The 16,835-nt window shown below is 71.8% G+C and carries 11 protein-coding genes and 1 other RNA gene; 7 read left to right on the top strand and 5 right to left on the bottom strand.

The features are described from left to right. Positions 1–289 (top strand): transposase (locus EP26_RS32905; RefSeq protein WP_342669073.1); only part of this gene is annotated, 289 nt, incomplete at its 5' end. A 514-nt stretch (positions 290–803) separates the two neighbouring features. Then, positions 804–3,164 (top strand): ATP-binding protein, encoded by a 2,361-nt coding sequence (locus EP26_RS31580; protein ID WP_052388645.1) that lies wholly within the window; start codon positions 804–806, stop codon positions 3,162–3,164. Positions 3,165–3,231: 67 nt separating this feature from the next. Here EP26_RS31580 and EP26_RS31575 read toward each other — a convergent pair whose 3' ends face one another. Next, positions 3,232–4,263, bottom strand: coding sequence for a hypothetical protein (locus EP26_RS31575; RefSeq protein WP_157033365.1), 1,032 nt, complete (start codon positions 4,261–4,263; stop codon positions 3,232–3,234). A gap of 423 nt (positions 4,264–4,686) precedes the next feature. On the opposite strand from EP26_RS31575, the gene EP26_RS01035 reads away from it, so the two are divergent. Continuing rightward, on the top strand, positions 4,687–4,995 hold the full coding sequence (locus EP26_RS01035) for a hypothetical protein (protein ID WP_157033364.1): 309 nt from the start codon (positions 4,687–4,689) through the stop codon (positions 4,993–4,995). Between the two features lie 63 nt (positions 4,996–5,058). Here the strand turns inward: EP26_RS01035 and EP26_RS31570 are convergent, their stop codons facing one another. The 4 genes from EP26_RS31570 to EP26_RS01015 all read right to left on the bottom strand — a co-directional run bounded on the left by EP26_RS31570 (position 5,059) and on the right by EP26_RS01015 (position 13,700). Continuing rightward, a complete protein-coding gene (locus EP26_RS31570) occupies positions 5,059–5,610 on the bottom strand; it encodes an EF-hand domain-containing protein (RefSeq protein WP_052388643.1) in 552 nt (183 codons plus the stop codon). Between the two features lie 85 nt (positions 5,611–5,695). Then, positions 5,696–7,096 (bottom strand): M20/M25/M40 family metallo-hydrolase, encoded by a 1,401-nt coding sequence (locus EP26_RS01025; RefSeq protein WP_043334638.1) that lies wholly within the window; start codon positions 7,094–7,096, stop codon positions 5,696–5,698. 140 nt (positions 7,097–7,236) lie between these two features. Beyond that, positions 7,237–10,062, bottom strand: a complete 2,826-nt coding sequence (locus EP26_RS01020; RefSeq protein ID WP_043334634.1) for an AsmA family protein — start codon at positions 10,060–10,062, stop codon at positions 7,237–7,239. Then, on the bottom strand, positions 10,062–13,700 hold the full coding sequence (locus EP26_RS01015; protein ID WP_043334632.1) for a hydantoinase B/oxoprolinase family protein: 3,639 nt from the start codon (positions 13,698–13,700) through the stop codon (positions 10,062–10,064). The genes EP26_RS01020 and EP26_RS01015 overlap by 1 nt, the downstream gene beginning before the upstream one ends. Positions 13,701–13,810: 110 nt before the next feature. Between EP26_RS01015 and EP26_RS01010 the strand changes: the two genes are divergently transcribed. The 4 genes from EP26_RS01010 (at position 13,811) to rnpB (ending at position 16,832) form a co-directional block, all read left to right on the top strand. Beyond that, positions 13,811–14,320: a winged helix DNA-binding protein gene (locus EP26_RS01010; protein WP_043334630.1), complete on the top strand. Its 510-nt coding sequence runs from the start codon at positions 13,811–13,813 to the stop codon at positions 14,318–14,320. A 568-nt stretch (positions 14,321–14,888) separates the two neighbouring features. Continuing rightward, complete coding sequence (locus EP26_RS01005) at positions 14,889–15,695, top strand: TerB family tellurite resistance protein (RefSeq protein WP_043334627.1); 807 nt, start codon at positions 14,889–14,891, stop codon at positions 15,693–15,695. A 47-nt stretch (positions 15,696–15,742) separates the two neighbouring features. Then, positions 15,743–16,384, top strand: coding sequence for an N-acetylmuramoyl-L-alanine amidase (locus EP26_RS01000; protein ID WP_245624255.1), 642 nt, complete (start codon positions 15,743–15,745; stop codon positions 16,382–16,384). A 35-nt stretch (positions 16,385–16,419) separates the two neighbouring features. Then, an RNA gene (gene rnpB / locus EP26_RS31585) (RNase P RNA component class A) lies at positions 16,420–16,832 on the top strand. The last annotated feature ends 3 nt before the right edge of the window (positions 16,833–16,835 follow it).

The raw sequence follows: 16,835 nt of genomic DNA, 5'->3' as shown, positions 1-16,835 counted from the left end.
CATACCGCCCCGAAAGAACGCCAAACCCTGGAAGGCCGATGGCGCCGGGGCGATCGCACGAAATGAAGCCCTCCGTGCATCGCGGCGCTTTGGTCGGACTATCTGGCGACGATGGAGCGGCTATCACCGCCGAAGCCGCGCAGAGACCAAAATGCACTGCATCAAACTCTTGGGCCAACGCCTGACGGCAAGAGACTTCGACCGCCAGGTCGCCGAGTTCCAGGTTCGTGTGGCCGTCTTGAACGGCTTCACCGCGCTCGGAATACCCGTCACCGAAGCCGTAGGATGAGGCTGTCCGGGGAAAGGGGAACCCTAACCGTCAGCTCATTTGTGCAACAGAGCCAGAACTGCGAGTAGGCGTTATTGAACTCTGGCATGATGGGTAGCCTGGCCGTCTTCCCAATTTCCAACCGATCGAAGTGGCGTGCCATCGTCACCGGCATGGTATCCGCCCAGGCCTTACGGGAGCGTGGGCAAATGCCCAATGCCATCGTCGAGGAGGATGACCGGCGGTCCAGCCATGGGTTCCACAAAGTTTGATCCTGGCCGCCCTCCATATCTTTGCAGGAATCGTCCAGGAGGCTGGTGCGCCGGCACAATAAAGGCGGTATCCTGCCGGAGCTTGCGGGCCGAATCGCTTCGGCACGGGAAAGCGGCGCAGGCTATCGTTCGGTCATGTGGTCCGAGGCCTCCGGCGGCAGCGCGGGAGCCAGGGATGTCGAGGCGGGAGACAGCATCATGACCATCGCGCGGATGCCGGTTCCGCATCCGGCGAGGCGGCACGGGGCCGGACCAAAGCCTGCATGAAGCTGTCCACCCGCATACTGCTGGTCATCGCCATCTGCCTGCTGCCGACCGTCGCCCTCCAGTTCGCCTTCAGCTGGTCGCAATGGACGCAGCGGAAGGCGCAGCTTGACACCGTCGCTATCCGCCAGGCGGAGCTGCTGGCCGGCACCGCCTCGGGCATCGCCGAGGGTGCGCGAATCCTGCTCGGTGCCGCGGCGGAGTATCGTCAGGTCCGCACCTACGGGGCGGATTGCAGCACGCGGCTCTCGGCGCTGCGGCAATATGCCTTCGGCTATGCCTTTATCGCCCTGGTCGATGGGACGGGGCAGGTGCGCTGCGCCTCGGACCCGACGCTGCTCGGCATGTCACAGTCGCCGGACTGGGCCGTGGAGGCGCGGAAGGCACGGAATTTCACCGCCGGCCGCTTCACCCGCATGCCGCAGATCCCGGGCGGCGTGCTGCCCTTCTACCTGCCGGCGGCGGCGGGGCCGGAGGATGGCGGCGAGGCGACGCTGGTCGGCGCGCTCGACCTGGACTGGCTGGCACGCAACCTCGCCGGGCTGAAGCAGAGCGGCGCCGCGTTGCTGACCAATGGTGTGCTCACCATCGCCGATGCGGATGGCGTGATCCTGGCACGCGACATACGGCACCAAGACTTCGTCGGCCAGCGCTTCCCGCCCGCGGCACTGCCGCTGCTGGCGGCGACGCGGCCGGGGACGCTCCGCATCCGCAGCATCGACGGCACCGACCGGCTGGTCGGCTACGTGCCGCCGACGCCGACGAGCTTCAACCTCGCGGCCGTGGTCGGCTTCGCCGAGCCGGAGCTGATGGCCGATGTCGAGCAGAGCTTGGTACGCGGGGCGCTGCTGATGGGCGCCGTGCTCCTCGCCGCCTTCCTGATGACACGGCTGGTGGCGCGGCGCTTCATCGAGGCGCCGACGCGGGCCTTACTGGAGGTCGCCGCCCGCTGGGGCCGGGGGGAGCTGGCGGCGCGGGTGCCGGAGCGCGACGGGCGCTCCGAATTCGGCCAGATCGCCGCGGGCTGGAACGCCATGGCGGAGCGACTGCAACGGCGCGAGGAGGAGCTGCGCCATCATGCCGACGCGCTCGAGGCCCGGGTAGAGGAACGGACGCGGGAGCTGCAGCGCAGCAACGACCGGCTGAGCGCCGAGATCGAGGAGCGGCGCCAGGCCGAGGCGGCGCTGCTGCAGGCGCAGAAGGTCCAGGCGGTGGGCCAGCTGGCGGGTGGCATCGCGCACGACTTCAACAATGTGCTGCAGGCGGTGCTCGGCGGCATCAGCCTGATCCGGCGGCGGGCGGGCGACGCGGCCGCCATCCACCGCCTCACCGATATGGTGGAGGAGGCGGCGCGGCGCGGCGAAGCGGTGACGCGGCGGCTGCTCGCCTTCTCCCGGCGGGAGGAGCTGCGCGCGGTGCCGCTCGATCTCGGCCGGTTGCTGGCTGATCTGCGCGACGTGCTGGCGGCGACGCTCGGCGGACGCATCCGCGTCGAGGCGGCGGTGGCGCCGGAGCTGCCGCCGGTGCTCGCCGACCGCAGCCAGTTCGAGACGGTGCTGCTGAACCTCGCCACCAATGCGCGGGACGCGATGCCGGATGGCGGCACGCTGACGCTGCGGGCCGAGGCCAGTCAGGTCGGGACGGAGGGCGCCGCCGCCGGGCTGGCGCCGGGCGACTACGTACATCTCGTGGTCGAGGATACCGGCGAGGGGATGGACGAGGCGACGCTCGCCCATGCCACCGAGCCTTTCTTCACCACCAAGCCGCTCGGCCAGGGCACCGGGCTCGGCCTCGCCATGGCGAACAGCTTCGCCCAGGGCTCGCGCGGGGCGCTGGCGATCGACAGTGAGAAGGGGCGCGGCACGCGCGTCTCGCTCTGGCTGCCGGTGACGCATGCGGATGTCGTGGTGGAGCGGGTGGAGATGGCGAGCCGGGGCAAGGGCCCCTCCCCCGCCCAGTCCGGGCACCGGCCGCGGGTGCTGCTGGTGGATGACGAGCCGATGGTGCGGCGGATGCTGGCCGCCGAACTGGCCGATGGCGGCTACGAGGTGGTCGAGGCGGCGGATGGCGCGCTGGCGCTCGGCCACCTCTCGCGCGACGAATCCTTCCAGCTGCTCGTCACCGACCTGGCGATGCCAGGGCTCGACGGCGTCGGGCTGATCCGCGAGGCGCAGGAGCGCCATCCCGGCCTGCCGGCGATCCTGGTGACGGGCTATGCCGGGGATGCCGCCAATCTCGCGGTGGGGGCGGTGGTCGGCGGGCCTTTCGCGCTGATGCGCAAGCCGGTTTCGGGGGCGCGGCTGCTCGATCAGGTTGCCGCGCTCCTCTCAGGAGCGCGACAGCCGGCCAAGGTGGAGTGAGGGTCAGAGGAGAGCCTGGACGGGCGGGCTCAGCCGGGAGGAGTGATCCGCCCGCCCAAAGGCCGCGCTAGCGCATCGAGGCGCAGCCCTGGCGGACATAAGCCATCTCCTGCGCGGTGAGGCTGGCGCCCTGCTGAAAGCGGAAGACGGCCTCGCTGCAACGGCGGTCGATCGGCAGGGGCAGGCGGGCCAAGCGGCGCGGGGCGGCGGCGACCGTGGACGCGTCGGGCTGCGCGGTGGGCTCGGCCAGCGCGACGGGGCGGGGCTCCTCGGGAGCCGGGGAGGCAGATGGCGAGGGCTGCGCCGTGGCCAAGGGGAACGGGGTGGCGGCTGGCGGAGGCTCCACCGTGGTCAGGGGGAACGGGGTGGCGGCTGGCGGAGGCTCCACCGTGGCCAGGGGAAACGGGGCGGGTTCGGGCGGCCGGCTGGTGGCCTCGGCGATGACGCCGAAGCCAGCGGGGCCGCTGGGCAGCGAGGCCGCGGGCTGCTGCGGCATCAGCAGCGCGGTGACGAAGCCGAGACCGAAGACGGCGAGCACGCCGCAGCCGAGCGCGCCGGCGCGCAGCAGCCGCGCGAGCGGCGGCGTCACCCAGGGGCGCCAGACGCGGCTGGGGCGCGGCTCGGGCAACGGGCCGTCCAGCGCCTCCCAGGTCACGCTGGCCCGGAGAATGCGGCGCAGCTCGCCGACCCAACGGCCGCGATCGGCAATGGTCAGCACCTGGTCATAGGCGAAGGCGTCCTCGATCTGGGCATGCAGGCCGCCGAGTTCCTCCGGCGTGATCTCGCATTGGATGACCGGCAGGTAGCCGCGGCAGCGGGCGGAGAAGTCGACGGCGTTCAGCAGGCGGCGCAGATGCGCCTCGGCCTGCGGGGTCCGCATGGGCAGCAGGTCGACGAGGGCGACTCCAGCCTCGGCATGGGCGAGGACGAAGCAGCCGCCGCCGGTCGTGCCATGGGCCATGTCCCCAGCTGGGCCGCTGGCCTCGCCGGCGCGGCAGCGGCCGATCAACACCCAGCCCGGCGGCAGCGCGGCCTCGAAGGCGGGCTGGAAGTCGAGCAGCTTGGGCAGCATCACCGCGGAGCCATCTGTCGCGGGCAAGGCAGCGCCTTCGGCTGGTCCTTCTGGGCGCACAGCAACCTCTCAGGCATGGGCAGGGCGACCCTTGGGCAGGGCGCCTGCGCCGGGTTCTGTAGGGGCGAGGCATGCGGCACGGAAGGCGAATAAGCCGTGCTTCGCCAAAGCGTGTAGCAAGGCCGCGGCCTTGGGCAGGAGGGATGTCGGCAAATGCCCCGCCGGTCAAGCATTCAACGCCTTGGAGACTGTCCTTGCCGGACGGTCCCAGGCCGGTACCGGCCGGTTGATGAGTACTCCTCGAATTTCCGGGAAATCACCCCTTGCTTGAACCCGACGATCTTCGCCATGGTCTGTTTCATGAGGGCAGGAACACGACATGGCGCACTGATGCATTGGCGGTGTGCGCTTCTCAACATATGCGCGATATTCGGGGCGCTCTATACCGTCGTGCGCGAAGGCTGGGACCTCAATGCCGATGGGCTGATGAGCCTGCAGGAGCTGGCGCTGATCTTCGTCCGGCTGCTGGCTTTCCCGGTGCATGTGCTCATGCAGCTGATGCCGGGCTCTCTGCTCGGGCTGTTCGGCTTGCCGCCGGATGCGCCCTGGCCCTCCTCCGCGCTGCTCGCCGTCGCGCTGAGCCTGCCGCTCTGGGGCATCTTCGTCATCGGCGGGCTGATGCTGGAAGCCTGGCTGGAGCTGCTGGCCGAAGGCTCCGACAAGGGGCGCGGGCCGATCCGGGGGATGCCGCGGGTCTAGGCCTCGTACCGCCTTCCGCGGCAAAGCCGCGGAAGGGGAGCGATCGGGCGCGGTGGCCGGCTTTCAGCGGGGCGCAGGCGGGGGCGCGTCGGGCCTGTCACCGTGCGGGCCGTGATGCGGGCCATGGTGGCGGCGCGGGCCGGCCGGCAGCTCGTCGAGGGTGATGCCGTTGTCGCCATTGGCATCGAGGGCGCGGAAGCGGGCCTCGGCGAGCGGGCGAATCTCGTCTGGCGTCACCCGGCCGTCGCGGTTGGCATCGGCCCCGCGGAACATCATCGCCACCATGCGGGCCTGCATCGGGCCCATCTCACGCGGCGGCGGCGGGGCGGCGCCCGGGGCGGCGGGCGGTGGCATCAACCGTGCGGAGGTCGCCTCCTCCAGCACCAGGGCGCCGTCCTTGTTGCGGTCGGCCTCGGCGAAGCGGGCCTGGACGAAGGACCAGCCCTCTTCCTGGGTGATGCGGCCGTCGCCATTGGCGTCGATGCGGGCGAACATGCCGGCAGGGCCGCGCATCTCGCCGCGCGGAGGGGCGGGCGGGGCCGTGGGCTGGGCGAGGGCCGGCAGGGCAATGGCGGCCAGCGCGGTGGCGAGCAGTGCCGAACGGATCGTCCTCATGGGTACTCCTTTGGGCCGTATGTGGCCTGGTGGAGCATCGCCGCCCCGTGTAACCCGCGCATGACGCGGACGGTTAGGAAGCGTATCAATTGCGGCGCGGCGTGCCTTCCTCGCCCAGATCCCACCACAGTCCGGCGAAGGCGAGCAGGCCTTCGCGCGCAGGGGCGATCAGCAGGTGCTCGTCCGGCCCGTGCTGCTTGCAGCCATTGTAGCTGTGCGGCACCCAGACCAGCGGCACGCCGAGATGGTCGACGAAGACATCGCCCGGCAAGCCGCCCGAGCTGTTGGGGATGATCTGCACGGCCTTGCCGAGGCTGCGCTCCATGCTCGATTGCGCCCAGCGGACCCAGGGGTGGTCGGGAGCGGTGCGGCTGGCGGCCATGCGGATGCCGGCATTCTCGATTCGTACCTGCTCCAGGCCATGGGCGTCGAGGTGGCGGCGCAGCGCGGCCTCGAAGCCGAAGGTGTCCGAATCCACGGTGTAGCGGATCTGGCAATGGGCGCGGGCATCGGGGGCGACGGCGTTGACCGGGTTCTCCGGCCGGCCGCTGATCATCGACAGGACAATGAGGCTGTTCCAGCCGTAGATCTTCTCGGCGGGCGTCAGGTCGGGCTCGCCCCAGCCTTCGTCGATGGTGGCGGCCCCTTCCCCGCCGCCGACCGGGCAGCCGGCGAGCACGCCGCGGACGGCCGCGGGGACACCGTTGCGGGGCAGCCAGTCGCGCACCAGGATCTTGCCGTTGCGGTCCATGATGGTGGAGAGCGCGTGGGCGAGGATGATCGCCGGGTCGGTGGTCAGTCCGCCCCAATGGCCGGAATGCACGCCGCCCTCGCGCAGCTTCACCACCAGGTCGAAATGCCAGGTGCCGCGGGTGCCGGTGGCGATGGTCGGCACCAGGGGATCGACGCGGGGGCCGTCGGAGGCGATCAGCGCATCGGCGGCGAGCGCGCCGGCATTGGCGGCGACGAATTCGCGGAGGCCCTTGCTGCCGCGCTCCTCGGCCATCTCCAGCACCAGTTTCACGTTGAAGCCGAGGCGGCCGCCGCGCTCGGCAAGCACCGCCTCCAGCGCGGCGAGGTTGAGGGCGTGCTGCCCCTTGTTGTCGGCGGTGCCGCGACCGTACCAGCGGCCCTCCTCCTCGGTGAGGGTCCAGGGTGCGAGGCCCGCGCGCCACTGGTCCTCGAGGCCGCGGACGGTGTCGCCATGGCCGTAAAGGAGGATGGTGGGGCGGGAGGCGTCCTCGATCCGCTCGGCGGTGAGGATGGGGCCGAAGCCGGCGAGCGGGTTCGGGTGCAGGGTGGCGGAGAAGCCCATGCGCTCCAGCCACGGGCGGATGGCCTCGGCGAGGTATGTTTCGAGCGCGGCCTCGGCGCCGGGTTCCTGCGAGGTGGAGGGGTGCTCCACCAGCCGGGCGAGCAGGGACCTGAAGCCGCCCTCGTCGAAGAAGCGGGCCGCGCGGGTCAGGGCGCCGTCACGGGATGGCATGGCAGGCAGGTCCTCGGCAGGGGTCGGGGGCAGGCATTGGCGCGCAGTGTGGCCGAGGCGGTGGGTCTGGACAAATCCTATCCCCGTGGTTCCGGCGGATCGCCTTCACGCTCGATCGCGGCATCCGGTCGAGCGACCCGCTAGAGCTGCGCGGCGCGCCAGAGCAGGAAGGGCGCCAGGTCCGGCAGGCGGCGGGGCGATGCCAGCGGGCCAGTGAGGCGTAGCGCGATCTCGGGCGCCTCGGCGACGGGATGGGTGGCGAGGCGAAGGTCGAGGGCGCTGCGGGCGAGGTCGATCATGCCGCTCGCCGTCGCGGCGCCGCCGCCTTCGGTGGCGAGGTTGGCGCCGGCGAGGGTGATGCGGCCCTCGGCGAGGCTGGCTTTGGCTTCCAGCCGCTCGAAGGCGGTGGCGCCGCCGGCCAGCGCGGCGCGGAGGGCCTGCTGGTCGGGGTTGGGCGAGGCGAGGCCGGCCTGCAACGCGGCGAGGTCGGCGCCGATCAGCATGCCGTCATGGACGGTCAGCGCGGCGGTGCCGCTGAGCGTCGCCGTCAGCGCCGCCATGCTGTGGCCGGTGGCGCGGAGGGCGGCCTCGGCCTCCACCCGGCCGGCGCCGAGGTCCAGGGGCAGGCCGAAGAGAGGCTCGCCGATGGTGGCACCGGCCAGGGTTGCGTCGAGGGCGAGGCGGGGTGGGATGGCGGCGCCGTCGGCGAGGAAGCTGCCGCGGAGGGTGCCGCCGGCGAGCCGCGCCTGGACGGCATCGAGACGGAGGGTGCCGGCGTCCAGCTTCAGCGTGCCGGTGAAGGCGTCGAGCGGGGACCAGCCGAGGGGTTCGACGCGGGCGGCCTCAATGGCGAGGTCGGCGTCGATAAGGGCCAGGCGGTCGAAGCCGAGGGGGGTGGTGCCGCGCAACATGGGCGTCGGCAGGGGCAGGCGCTCGGCGGTGAGGCGGCCGGTGAGGCGGGGGCGCACGGCGAGCGCCAGGGCGAGCTGACTGCGCAGGCGGAGTGTGCCGGCAACGAGGTCGAGGCGGTCGGCGGTCAGGGTGGGCGTGGGGCCGAACTGGCCGGCGAGAGTGGCGATCAGCGAGAAGGACCCCTCCCCCAGCCAATCCGCTACATCGGCGCCGAGCAGCGGGGCAAGGAGGCGCGGGGCACCGGGATGGCGGAGCGTCAGCGTGCCGGTGGCGCGGCGGGCGCGTGTGTCGAGCGTCGCGGCGGATTCCAGGCGGAGGCTGCCGAGATCGCCCTCGGCCCTGAGCGCTACGGCCTCGGGCGCGCCGCCGCCGGAGAGGCGCAGCGCAATGGGCTGGGCGAGCAGCGGCGCCCAGCGGGGCGGCAGCAGCGATGCGAGGATGGTGGCGTTGGGGCCGCTCGCCTCCAGCGTCACTTCGGAGGCGCGGGGCGTGCCGCCGAGCTGGCCGGCGCCGGAGGCGGCGATGTCCAACTCGCCGAGGCGGAAGGCGAGGCGTCGGAGGGCCAGCCGGCCCTCCTCGATGGTGGCGTCGAGGGTGGCGCGTTCGGCGGCGAATTGGTCGAAGGTCAGGCGGTCGGCCGCGAGGCGGAGGTTGAGGTCGATGGGGCCGAGACTGGCGGGGTCGGGCAGTAACCCGTCGAGGTCGAGCCGGTCGAGGGTGAGGCCGAGGCCGACCTGCGGCCGGGCGCCGCCGAGGCGGAGCGAGCCGGCGCCGGTGACGCGGGTCTCGTCGATGGTGGCGGCGATGTCGGAGAGGCTGGCCTGGCCGTTCTCCAGCGCGAGGCGGAGGCGGCCTTCGGCGGAGTGGAGGCGGGCGGGGTCGGTGCCGGCCAGTGGCAGGCCGAGGGCGGTCAGCGTCTCGCGCAGCGCCCGCCCGGAGAAGCGGAGGGCGAGTTCCATGCGGGGGCCGGCGGTGGCGCCGGCGACGTCCAATTCCATCTCGCCCGGCAGAAGCGCGGAGAGGTCGGAGAGGGTGAGGCGGTCGCCTTCGAGGAAGAAGCCGCCGCGGAGCCGCCGCAGCGGGATGCCGCCGAAGCCGGTCGCCTCGGCGGAGAGGTCGATGCTGACCGGAATGGGCAGCGCGCGGGAACTGCCGCGGGTCTGGCGGAGGGCGGCGAACCAGGCGTCGAGGTCGAGCCTTCCTGCGGCAAGGGCGATGTCGAGGCGGGATTCAGGAGCGAGGCGGAGGGTGGCGGCGCCGCGGGCGGGCTGGCCGGCGAGGTCGATGGAAAGGTCGTCGGCGGCGAAGAGATCGGCGGCAACGGTGAGACGGCCGGTGGCGCGGAAGGCGACGGGCGGGGCGGGCAGCAGCAGCGAGAGGTCGGGGCCGGCGGATTCCATCCGCCCGTCGAAGCCGTCCGAGGCGAGGACGCCGCGGGCGGTGAGCGTCGAGCCGGCCAAGGCGAGGGAGAGGTCGAGGGGGGCAACTCCGTCGAAGCCGGCGCGGCCGAGCTGGCCGGCGAAGCGGATGGCATAGCCGCGCCAGGCGAGCGTGCCCTCGGCGGTCAGCGCCTCGGCGGTGGCGCCGGTCTGCAGGCGGGCATTGAGGGCCTCGAATTGCAGGCCGCCCAGCTTCAGGCGGCAATCCTCCAACCGGGCATCGAGGGCGGAGAGCCAGGGGGGCGGGCGGAGGCTCGGCAGGGCGATGGGCGGCCAGGGCATGGTGATCTCGCCGCCGACGAGCGCGATCTCGCGCGGCTCCAATCGGGCACGGAGCAGGCTGGCGAGGTCGAGGCGGAGGCGCATGGCACGCGCGGTGACGGTCAACCCGTCATCATTCGAGCCGATGGCGACGGCGGCGGCCTCCACGCGCGGCTGGGGCAGCAGCGTCAGGGTGATGCGGCCGCCCAGCGTCACCGGGCGGCCGAGCCGGGTGCTGGCGATGTCGGCGAGATGCGCGCGGTAGGGCTCCCAGTCCAGGAGGCGAGGGCCGACCCAGAGCGCGGCGCCGAGCAGCGCCAGCAGCGGCAGGAGGATGGCCGCGAGGCGGCGCATCAGCCGGCGGGCGGACCCCAGCCGCCGCCACCGGGGGTCTCGACGACGAGGGCGTCGCCGATGGCGAGGTCGGCGCTGCCGCTGTTGCCGGGGATGGGCTCGATGCGGCCACCGGCGCGCTCGACCCATTGGCGGCCGGGCTCGCCATTCGCGCCGCCCATCAGGCCGTGCGGGGCGACGTTGCGGCGCGAGGCGACGACGATGGCCTGCATCGGGCGGAGGAAGCGGATGCGGCGGCGGGCGCCGTCGCCGCCACGCCACCGGCCGGCGCCGCCGGAGCCGCGGCGGATGGCGAATTCCTCCAGCCGGACGGGGTAGCGGAGCTCGAAAATCTCCGGGTCGGTCATGCGGGTATTGGTCATATGGGTCTGCACCGGGCCCCAGCCGTCGAATCCAGGGCCGGCACCGACGCCGCCGCAGACCGTTTCATAATACTGATAAACGTCGTCGCCGAAAATCACGTTGTTCATGGTGGCCTGGGCGGAGGCGCAGGCGCCGAGCGCCGCGAGCAGGGCGTTGCAGGTCATCTGGCTGACCTCGGTATTGCCGGCGACGACGGCGGCGCCCCCTCCTTCACCATGCGGCAGCGGCGAGAGGAAGGTGCCGGAGGGGACGACGATTTCGAGCGGCTTCAGGCAGCCGTCGTTCAGCGGGATGTCCTCGCCGACCAGGGCGCGGAAGCAGTAGAGCACCACGGCGCGGCAGACGGCGGCGGGGGCGTTGAAATTCGACGGGCGCTGCGGGCCGGTGCCGGTGAAGTCGATCACGGCGCGGCGCTGCTCGCGGTCGACGCGGACGGCGACGACGAGGGGCGTGCCGTCATCGGTGGTGGTGCGGAACTCGCCATCCTGCAGACGCGCCAGGACGCGGCGGACGCTCTCCTCGGCATTGTCCATGACGTGGCGCATATAGGCGCGGACGGTGTCGAGTCCCTGCTCGCGGACGGCACGCTGGAGCTCCTGCACGCCCTTCTCGTTGGCGGCGATCTGCGCCTTGATGTCGGCGACGTTCACGTCGGGGCTGCGCGCCGGGTATTTTGCCGAGGCGAGGAGGGCACGGAATTCCGCCTCGCGGAAGCGCCCCTGCTCGACCAGCAGGAAGTCGTCGATGACGACGCCTTCCTCCTCCAGCGTGCGGGAGAGCGGGGGCGTGGAGCCGGGCGTCAATCCGCCGATATCGGCGTGGTGGCCCCGGCTGCCGAGGAAGAACAGGATCTCCTTGCCGGCATCGTCGAAGACGGGGGTGATGACGGTGACGTCCGGAAGGTGGGTGCCGCCGTTATAGGGGTTGTTCAGTGCCACCACGTCGCCGGGGCGGAGCGTCGCGCCGCGCTGGCGGATGACGGTGCGGACGCTCTCGCCCATGGCGCCGAGATGCACTGGGACGTGGGGGGCGTTCGCGACCAAACCGCCGGTCGCATCGAAGATGGCGCAGGAGAAGTCCAGCCGCTCCTTAATGTTCACGCTGAGCGACGTGTTCTGCAGGACGGCGCCGGTCTGCTCGGCGATGGACATGAAGAGGTTGTTGAACAGCTCCAGCATCACCGGGTCGGGGCGGCCGGTGACCTCGGTATGCGTCGCCTCGCGCGGGGTGGTGCGGCGGAGGATGAGATGGTTGAGGGGCGTCACTTCGGCGGTCCAGCCGGGCTCCACCACCGTCGTCGCATTGGCTTCGCGGATCAGCGCCGGGCCAGGGAGGCGGTCGCCGGCGAGGAGGGCTTCACGGTCGTAGACGGGGGCTTGGTGCTCGGCGCTGGCAGCGTAGAGTGGGACGGTGTCGAGCAGCGGGATCGACTCGCCCGGCGGGCGCGCCGGGAGCTTGGCTTCCTCGACGGATTCGCCGGCGGCCGTCACCTCGGCGATGCAGGCTTCGACGACGATCTGGCGCTCGGGCGTGGCGAAGCCGAAGCGCGCGCGATGGGCGGCGGTGAAGGCTTCGACCAGCGCCGAGTGGTCGGCGAAGGGTACGGGGAGGAAGCTGTCGGTGCCGGCGTAGCGGAGATGCAGGCGGCGGGCGGCGGCGATGCGGCCCGCTTCGGCGCCCTGGCGGAGGAGTTCGGCGCGGCCTTCCTCGGCAAGCGTGTCGAGGGTGGCGGCGAGGCTGTCGAGCGAGTCGGGCGAGAGCGGCGCCTCGATGGCGGCCTCGCGGATCACGGTTTGGTCGGCGAGGCCCATGCCATAGGCGGAGAGCACGCCGGCGAAGGGGTGGATGAAGACGGTCTCCATCCCGAGCTCGTCGGCCACGAGGCAGGCATGCTGGCCGCCGGCGCCGCCGAAGCATTGCAGCGCGTGGCGGGTGACGTCATGGCCCTTCTGGATGGAGACCTGCTTGATCGCGTTCGCCATGTTGGCGACGGCGACGCGGAGGAAGCCTTCCGCCACGGCGCGCGGCTCCGGCGTCTCGCCAGTGGCGACGCCGATCTCGGCGGCCAGCGCGGTGAATTTCTCGCGGACGATGTCGGCGTCGAGGGGCTGGTTGGCCTCTGCGCCGAAGATGGGCGGGAAATGCTTCGGCTGGATCTTGCCGGCCATGACGTTCGCGTCGGTCACGGTGAGCGGGCCGCCGCGGCGGTAGCAGGCGGGGCCGGGCACGGCGCCGGCGCTCTCGGGGCCGACGCGGTAGCGGGCGCCGTCGAAGGCGAGGATGGAGCCGCCGCCGGCCGCCACGGTGTTGATCGCCATCATCGGCGCGCGCATGCGCACGCCGGCGACCAGCGTCTCGAAGGCGCGCTCGAACTCGCCGGCATAGAGCGCGACATCGGTGGAGGTGCCGCCCATGTCGAAGCCGATGATGCGGTCGAGCCCGGCCATGCCGGCGGTGCGCGCCGCGCCGACGATGCCGCCGGCGGGGCCGGAGAGGATGGCGTCCTTGCCCTGGAAATGGCCGGCTTCGGCGAGGCCGCCATTCGACTGCATGAAGTAGAGGCGGACGCCGGGTAGCTCGCCAGAGACCTGCTCGACGTAGCGGCGGAGGATAGGGGAGAGGTAGGCATCGACTACCGTCGTATCGCCGCGAGGGACGATGCGGGGCAGCGGGCTGGCCTGGTGGCTGAGGGAGACCTGGGGGAAGCCGATCTCGCGGGCGATCTCGCCGAGGCGGAGTTCATGCGCGGGGTGAGCCCAGGCATGCATCAGCACGACGGCGACGGCGCGGATGCCGCTCTGCCAAGCGGCTTCGAGGGCGAAGCGGGCGGCTGCTTCGTCGAGCGGCTCCAGCTCCTCGCCGGAGACGGCGATGCGGCCGCCGATCTCGGCCACCTGCTCGTGCAGCAGGTCGGGGAGTTTCACGGCGAGGTCGAAGAGGCGCGGGCGGGCCTGGTTGCCGATGCGGAGCATGTCGGCGAAGCCGCGGTTCACCAGCAGCAGGACGCGCTCGCCCTTGCGTTCCAGCAGGGCGTTGGTGGCGACGGTCGTGCCCATCTTCACCGCATCGATCAGGCCGGGGGGGATGGGGGCGCCGGGGGCGATGCCCCCATGCTTCACAAGAATCTGGCGGATGCCGGCGACGGCGGCGTCGCGGTAGCGGCCGGGGTTCTCGGAGAGGAGCTTCGCCGTGGAGAGGCGGCCCGAGGGGTCGCGGGCGACGATGTCGGTGAAGGTGCCGCCGCGATCGATCCAGAACTGCCAGCCTGCGTCCATGATCGCCTCTCCGCTGATGCCGTGATGCGGCCGTCTCACCCGGGGTGCAAGGTCGCGCAAGGCCGTGCGGCTCATTGACGTTTTATCAGCATTTTGTCAATGTTGGCGGCATGGTCGAGCCTCGCCCCGTCGTCTCCTCGGCACATCTGGCCGCCGGCGCTTCGCCCGGCCTGTCGGAGGTGGAGTATGGGCTGATCCTTGCCGGGCATGCCTTCCAGCGCTGGATGGTGCTCTGCGCGGCGGCGGCGGGGGCGGCGGGGCTGTCGCCGGTCGAGGTGCTGATCCTGCACACGGTGCATCATCGCGGGCGGCCGAAGCGGCAGGCGGAAATCCTGCTCGCGCTGGCGATCGAGGATGCGCATATCGCCACCTATGCCATCCGCAAGCTCGAGGCCGCCGGGCTGGTGACGACGAGTCGAGCCGGCAAGGAGAAGCTGGTGGCGGCGACCGCCGAGGGTGCGGCGCTTTGTGCGCGTTATGCCGAGGTCAGGGAGCAGCTGCTGGCGGGGGCGGTGCGCGACAGCGGGCCGCCGGCGGTGGCGCTGTCGGAGGTGGCGGGGCTGCTGCGGACTCTCTCGGGCTTCTACGACCAGGCCTCGCGGGCGGCGGCAACGCTGTAGCGCGGCGGGCCAGCCTCCTCCGCGTCGCGGATCGTCGCGGCATCGACCTCTTCGGGGCCTTTTGGGAAGGCCCGCATGACCGCCTGCCGATCCACCGCTGAGGTGGTGGCACTGGCGATGCCGGAAAAATCGAATCGGGTACAATCAAGGGCTCGGCGCGGTATAAAACTCTCGATATCGCGAGTTTCCCGGCTCAGCGGGTTGCATCGCGGCGACAGTCTTCGAGTCGAGCGGACCAATATTCATGGTTATTCGTCTAGTCTTAGCCATGAAGAAGCCCGCCGCGACTTGCGACGCGGGCGCATTTTGCTGTTGCCGTTGCCCAGGCCTCCGCGAGCGGCGCTGCACACTGCCGGTTGCGATCGGAACCGCACCAAAGAAGAAGCCGGGCCGCCGCCGGAGGCGCGAATCGGCTGGCCTTCGTCATGAAGCGAAGGCTGCGGCGAGCGGGGCGGAGGGTCAACCTTTCGCGGCCGGCAGCGGCAACCCATCTTGCGGGTGGAGCGGGGCCTCTCCCCGTCCGTCCCCGGCATGGTAAGGCTGGGGCGAGAGCAATGGGGTGAGGCGCTTGACCCTCTGGGGCAAGATCATCGGCGGGGTGACGGGGTTCATGACCGGCGGGCCGCTCGGCGCCGTGGTCGGGGCGGCGCTCGGCCATGCGGCGGACCAGGGCGGGCGCAGCGCGGGCAACCCGCTCGGCGCGCTGTTCGGGCGCTCGGCGGTGCGGCAGGCGGCGGATGCGGCGGCGTTGCTCGGTAGCCGGGAGCAGCTTTTCGCCATCACCGTCGTCGTGCTGGCGGCGAAGCTCGCCAAATGCGACGGGGCGGTGAAGCGCGAGGAGATCGACGCCTTCAAGCGGCTGTTCCGCATCCCGCCCGAGAATCTGCGCGAGGTTGCAGCGCTGTTCGACCAGGCGCGGGACAGCACCGACCCGCCGGAGCCTTTCGCCGAAAAGCTCGGTGAGAGCTTCGCCGACAACAAGGGGATGCTGGAGGACGTGCTCGGCGCGCTGTTCCAGATCGCCCGCGCCGATGGGCCGCTGACCAAGGCGGAGCTGGCCTTCCTGCAGGGCGTGCAGCGCGGATTCGGGTTGGATGCGGCGGCCTGGGAGCGTGCACGGGATGGGCGCAGCTCGCGCGCAGCGGGCGATGGCACGGCGACGGCGAGTGGGCCGGACCCCTATACCATCCTGGGCGTGCCGCGGGATGCCTCGGACGATGCCGTGCGGCAGGCCTGGCGGCGGCTGATGCTGGAGAACCACCCCGACAGCCTGGCCTCGCGCGGCGTGCCGGCGGAATTCGTCAAGCGGGCGACGGAGAAGGTCGCCGAGATCAACGCGGCCTGGGACCGGGTGAAGCGGGAGCGGAAGCTCTGAGGATCATCGACGCGCCGAGTCCGAACCAGGATGACCGGCCCGCGGGCGTGCTGGTCGATATCCTCGTGCTCCACTATACGGGGATGCGGACCGGGCGAGCGGCGATCGAGCGACTGCGGGACCCGGCGGCGAAGGTCTCCTCGCATTATGTCGTCGAGGAGGATGGGGCGGTCTTCCGGCTGGTGCCGGAGGAGCGTCGGGCCTGGCATGCGGGCGTCTCCCACTGGCGCGGGCGGCAGGGGCTCAACGACCGCAGCATCGGCATCGAGATTGTCAATCCGGGGCATGAATTCGGCTACCGCCCCTTCCCTGCCCTGCAGATGGCGGCCGTTTGCGACCTGTGCCTGGAGGTCATCGCGCGGCATCCGATCGCGCCCTGGGACGTGGTCGGGCATAGCGACGTGGCGCCGGATCGCAAGCAGGACCCCGGCGAGTTCTTCGACTGGGAGGGGCTTGCGGCGAATGGCGTCGGGCTCTGGCCGGCGGCGGCGGCACCTGCGCAAGCGGAGCCGGCGGCGCTGCTGGCGGCCATCGGCTACCGGACGGATCTGCCGCTGCCGCTGCTGCTCACCGCCTTCCAGCGGCGCTGGCGGCCGGAGCGGGTGGATGGCATGGCCGATGCGGAGTGCCTGGCGAGGCTGGCGGCAGTGGCGGCGATGATTCCGCCTACCTTGTCGGAAGCCGGTTGACGGGGTGCTGAGCGGGGGCGCATGACGCCGCCGCGTCAGGTGGCTGGGCGGCCGCTGGCGGGGCTGTAAGGCCCCGTTGGAGGAAAGTCCGGGCTCCACGGGAATACGATGCCGGTCAACGGCCGGCGGGGGTAAAACCCCAGGGAAAGTGCCACAGAGAACAGACCGCCGGGCTGCCGCGAGGCCGCCCGGCAAGGGTGAAACGGTGCGGTAAGAGCGCACCGCGCCCCCGGCAACGGGGGCGGCAGGGCAAACCCCATCGGGAGCAAGGCCGAATAGGGGCGACCGGCGCGGGTGGGTTTCGGCCCGCCTGGCGCAGGGGCATTCCCGCCCCGTCGCCCGGGTTGGCCGCGTGAGGCGCACCGTGAGGTGCGTCCCAGAGGAATGGTCGCCTCGTCCCCGGAATTCCGGGGGCGGACAGAACCCGGCTTACAGGCTGCCTGGCGCATTT

It is taken from the genome of Belnapia moabensis DSM 16746 (genome assembly GCF_000745835.1).
GTDB lineage: Bacteria > Pseudomonadota > Alphaproteobacteria > Acetobacterales > Acetobacteraceae > Belnapia > Belnapia moabensis.
Note: the sequence above shows the minus strand (reverse complement) of the source record. Positions and strands in the feature narration are given on the sequence as shown.

What these genes read in the sequence shown, in the direction of transcription:
- EP26_RS31570 (WP_052388643.1), bottom strand. Translation starts at nt 5,610, where the DNA reads ATGAGGACGATCCGTTCGGCACTGCTCGCCACCGCGCTGGCCGCCATT.
- EP26_RS31580 (WP_052388645.1), top strand. Translation starts at nt 804, where the DNA reads ATGAAGCTGTCCACCCGCATACTGCTGGTCATCGCCATCTGCCTGCTG.
- EP26_RS01025 (WP_043334638.1), bottom strand. Translation starts at nt 7,096, where the DNA reads ATGCCATCCCGTGACGGCGCCCTGACCCGCGCGGCCCGCTTCTTCGAC.
- EP26_RS01015 (WP_043334632.1), bottom strand. Translation starts at nt 13,700, where the DNA reads ATGGACGCAGGCTGGCAGTTCTGGATCGATCGCGGCGGCACCTTCACC.
- EP26_RS01010 (WP_043334630.1), top strand. Translation starts at nt 13,811, where the DNA reads ATGGTCGAGCCTCGCCCCGTCGTCTCCTCGGCACATCTGGCCGCCGGC.
- EP26_RS01020 (WP_043334634.1), bottom strand. Translation starts at nt 10,062, where the DNA reads ATGCGCCGCCTCGCGGCCATCCTCCTGCCGCTGCTGGCGCTGCTCGGC.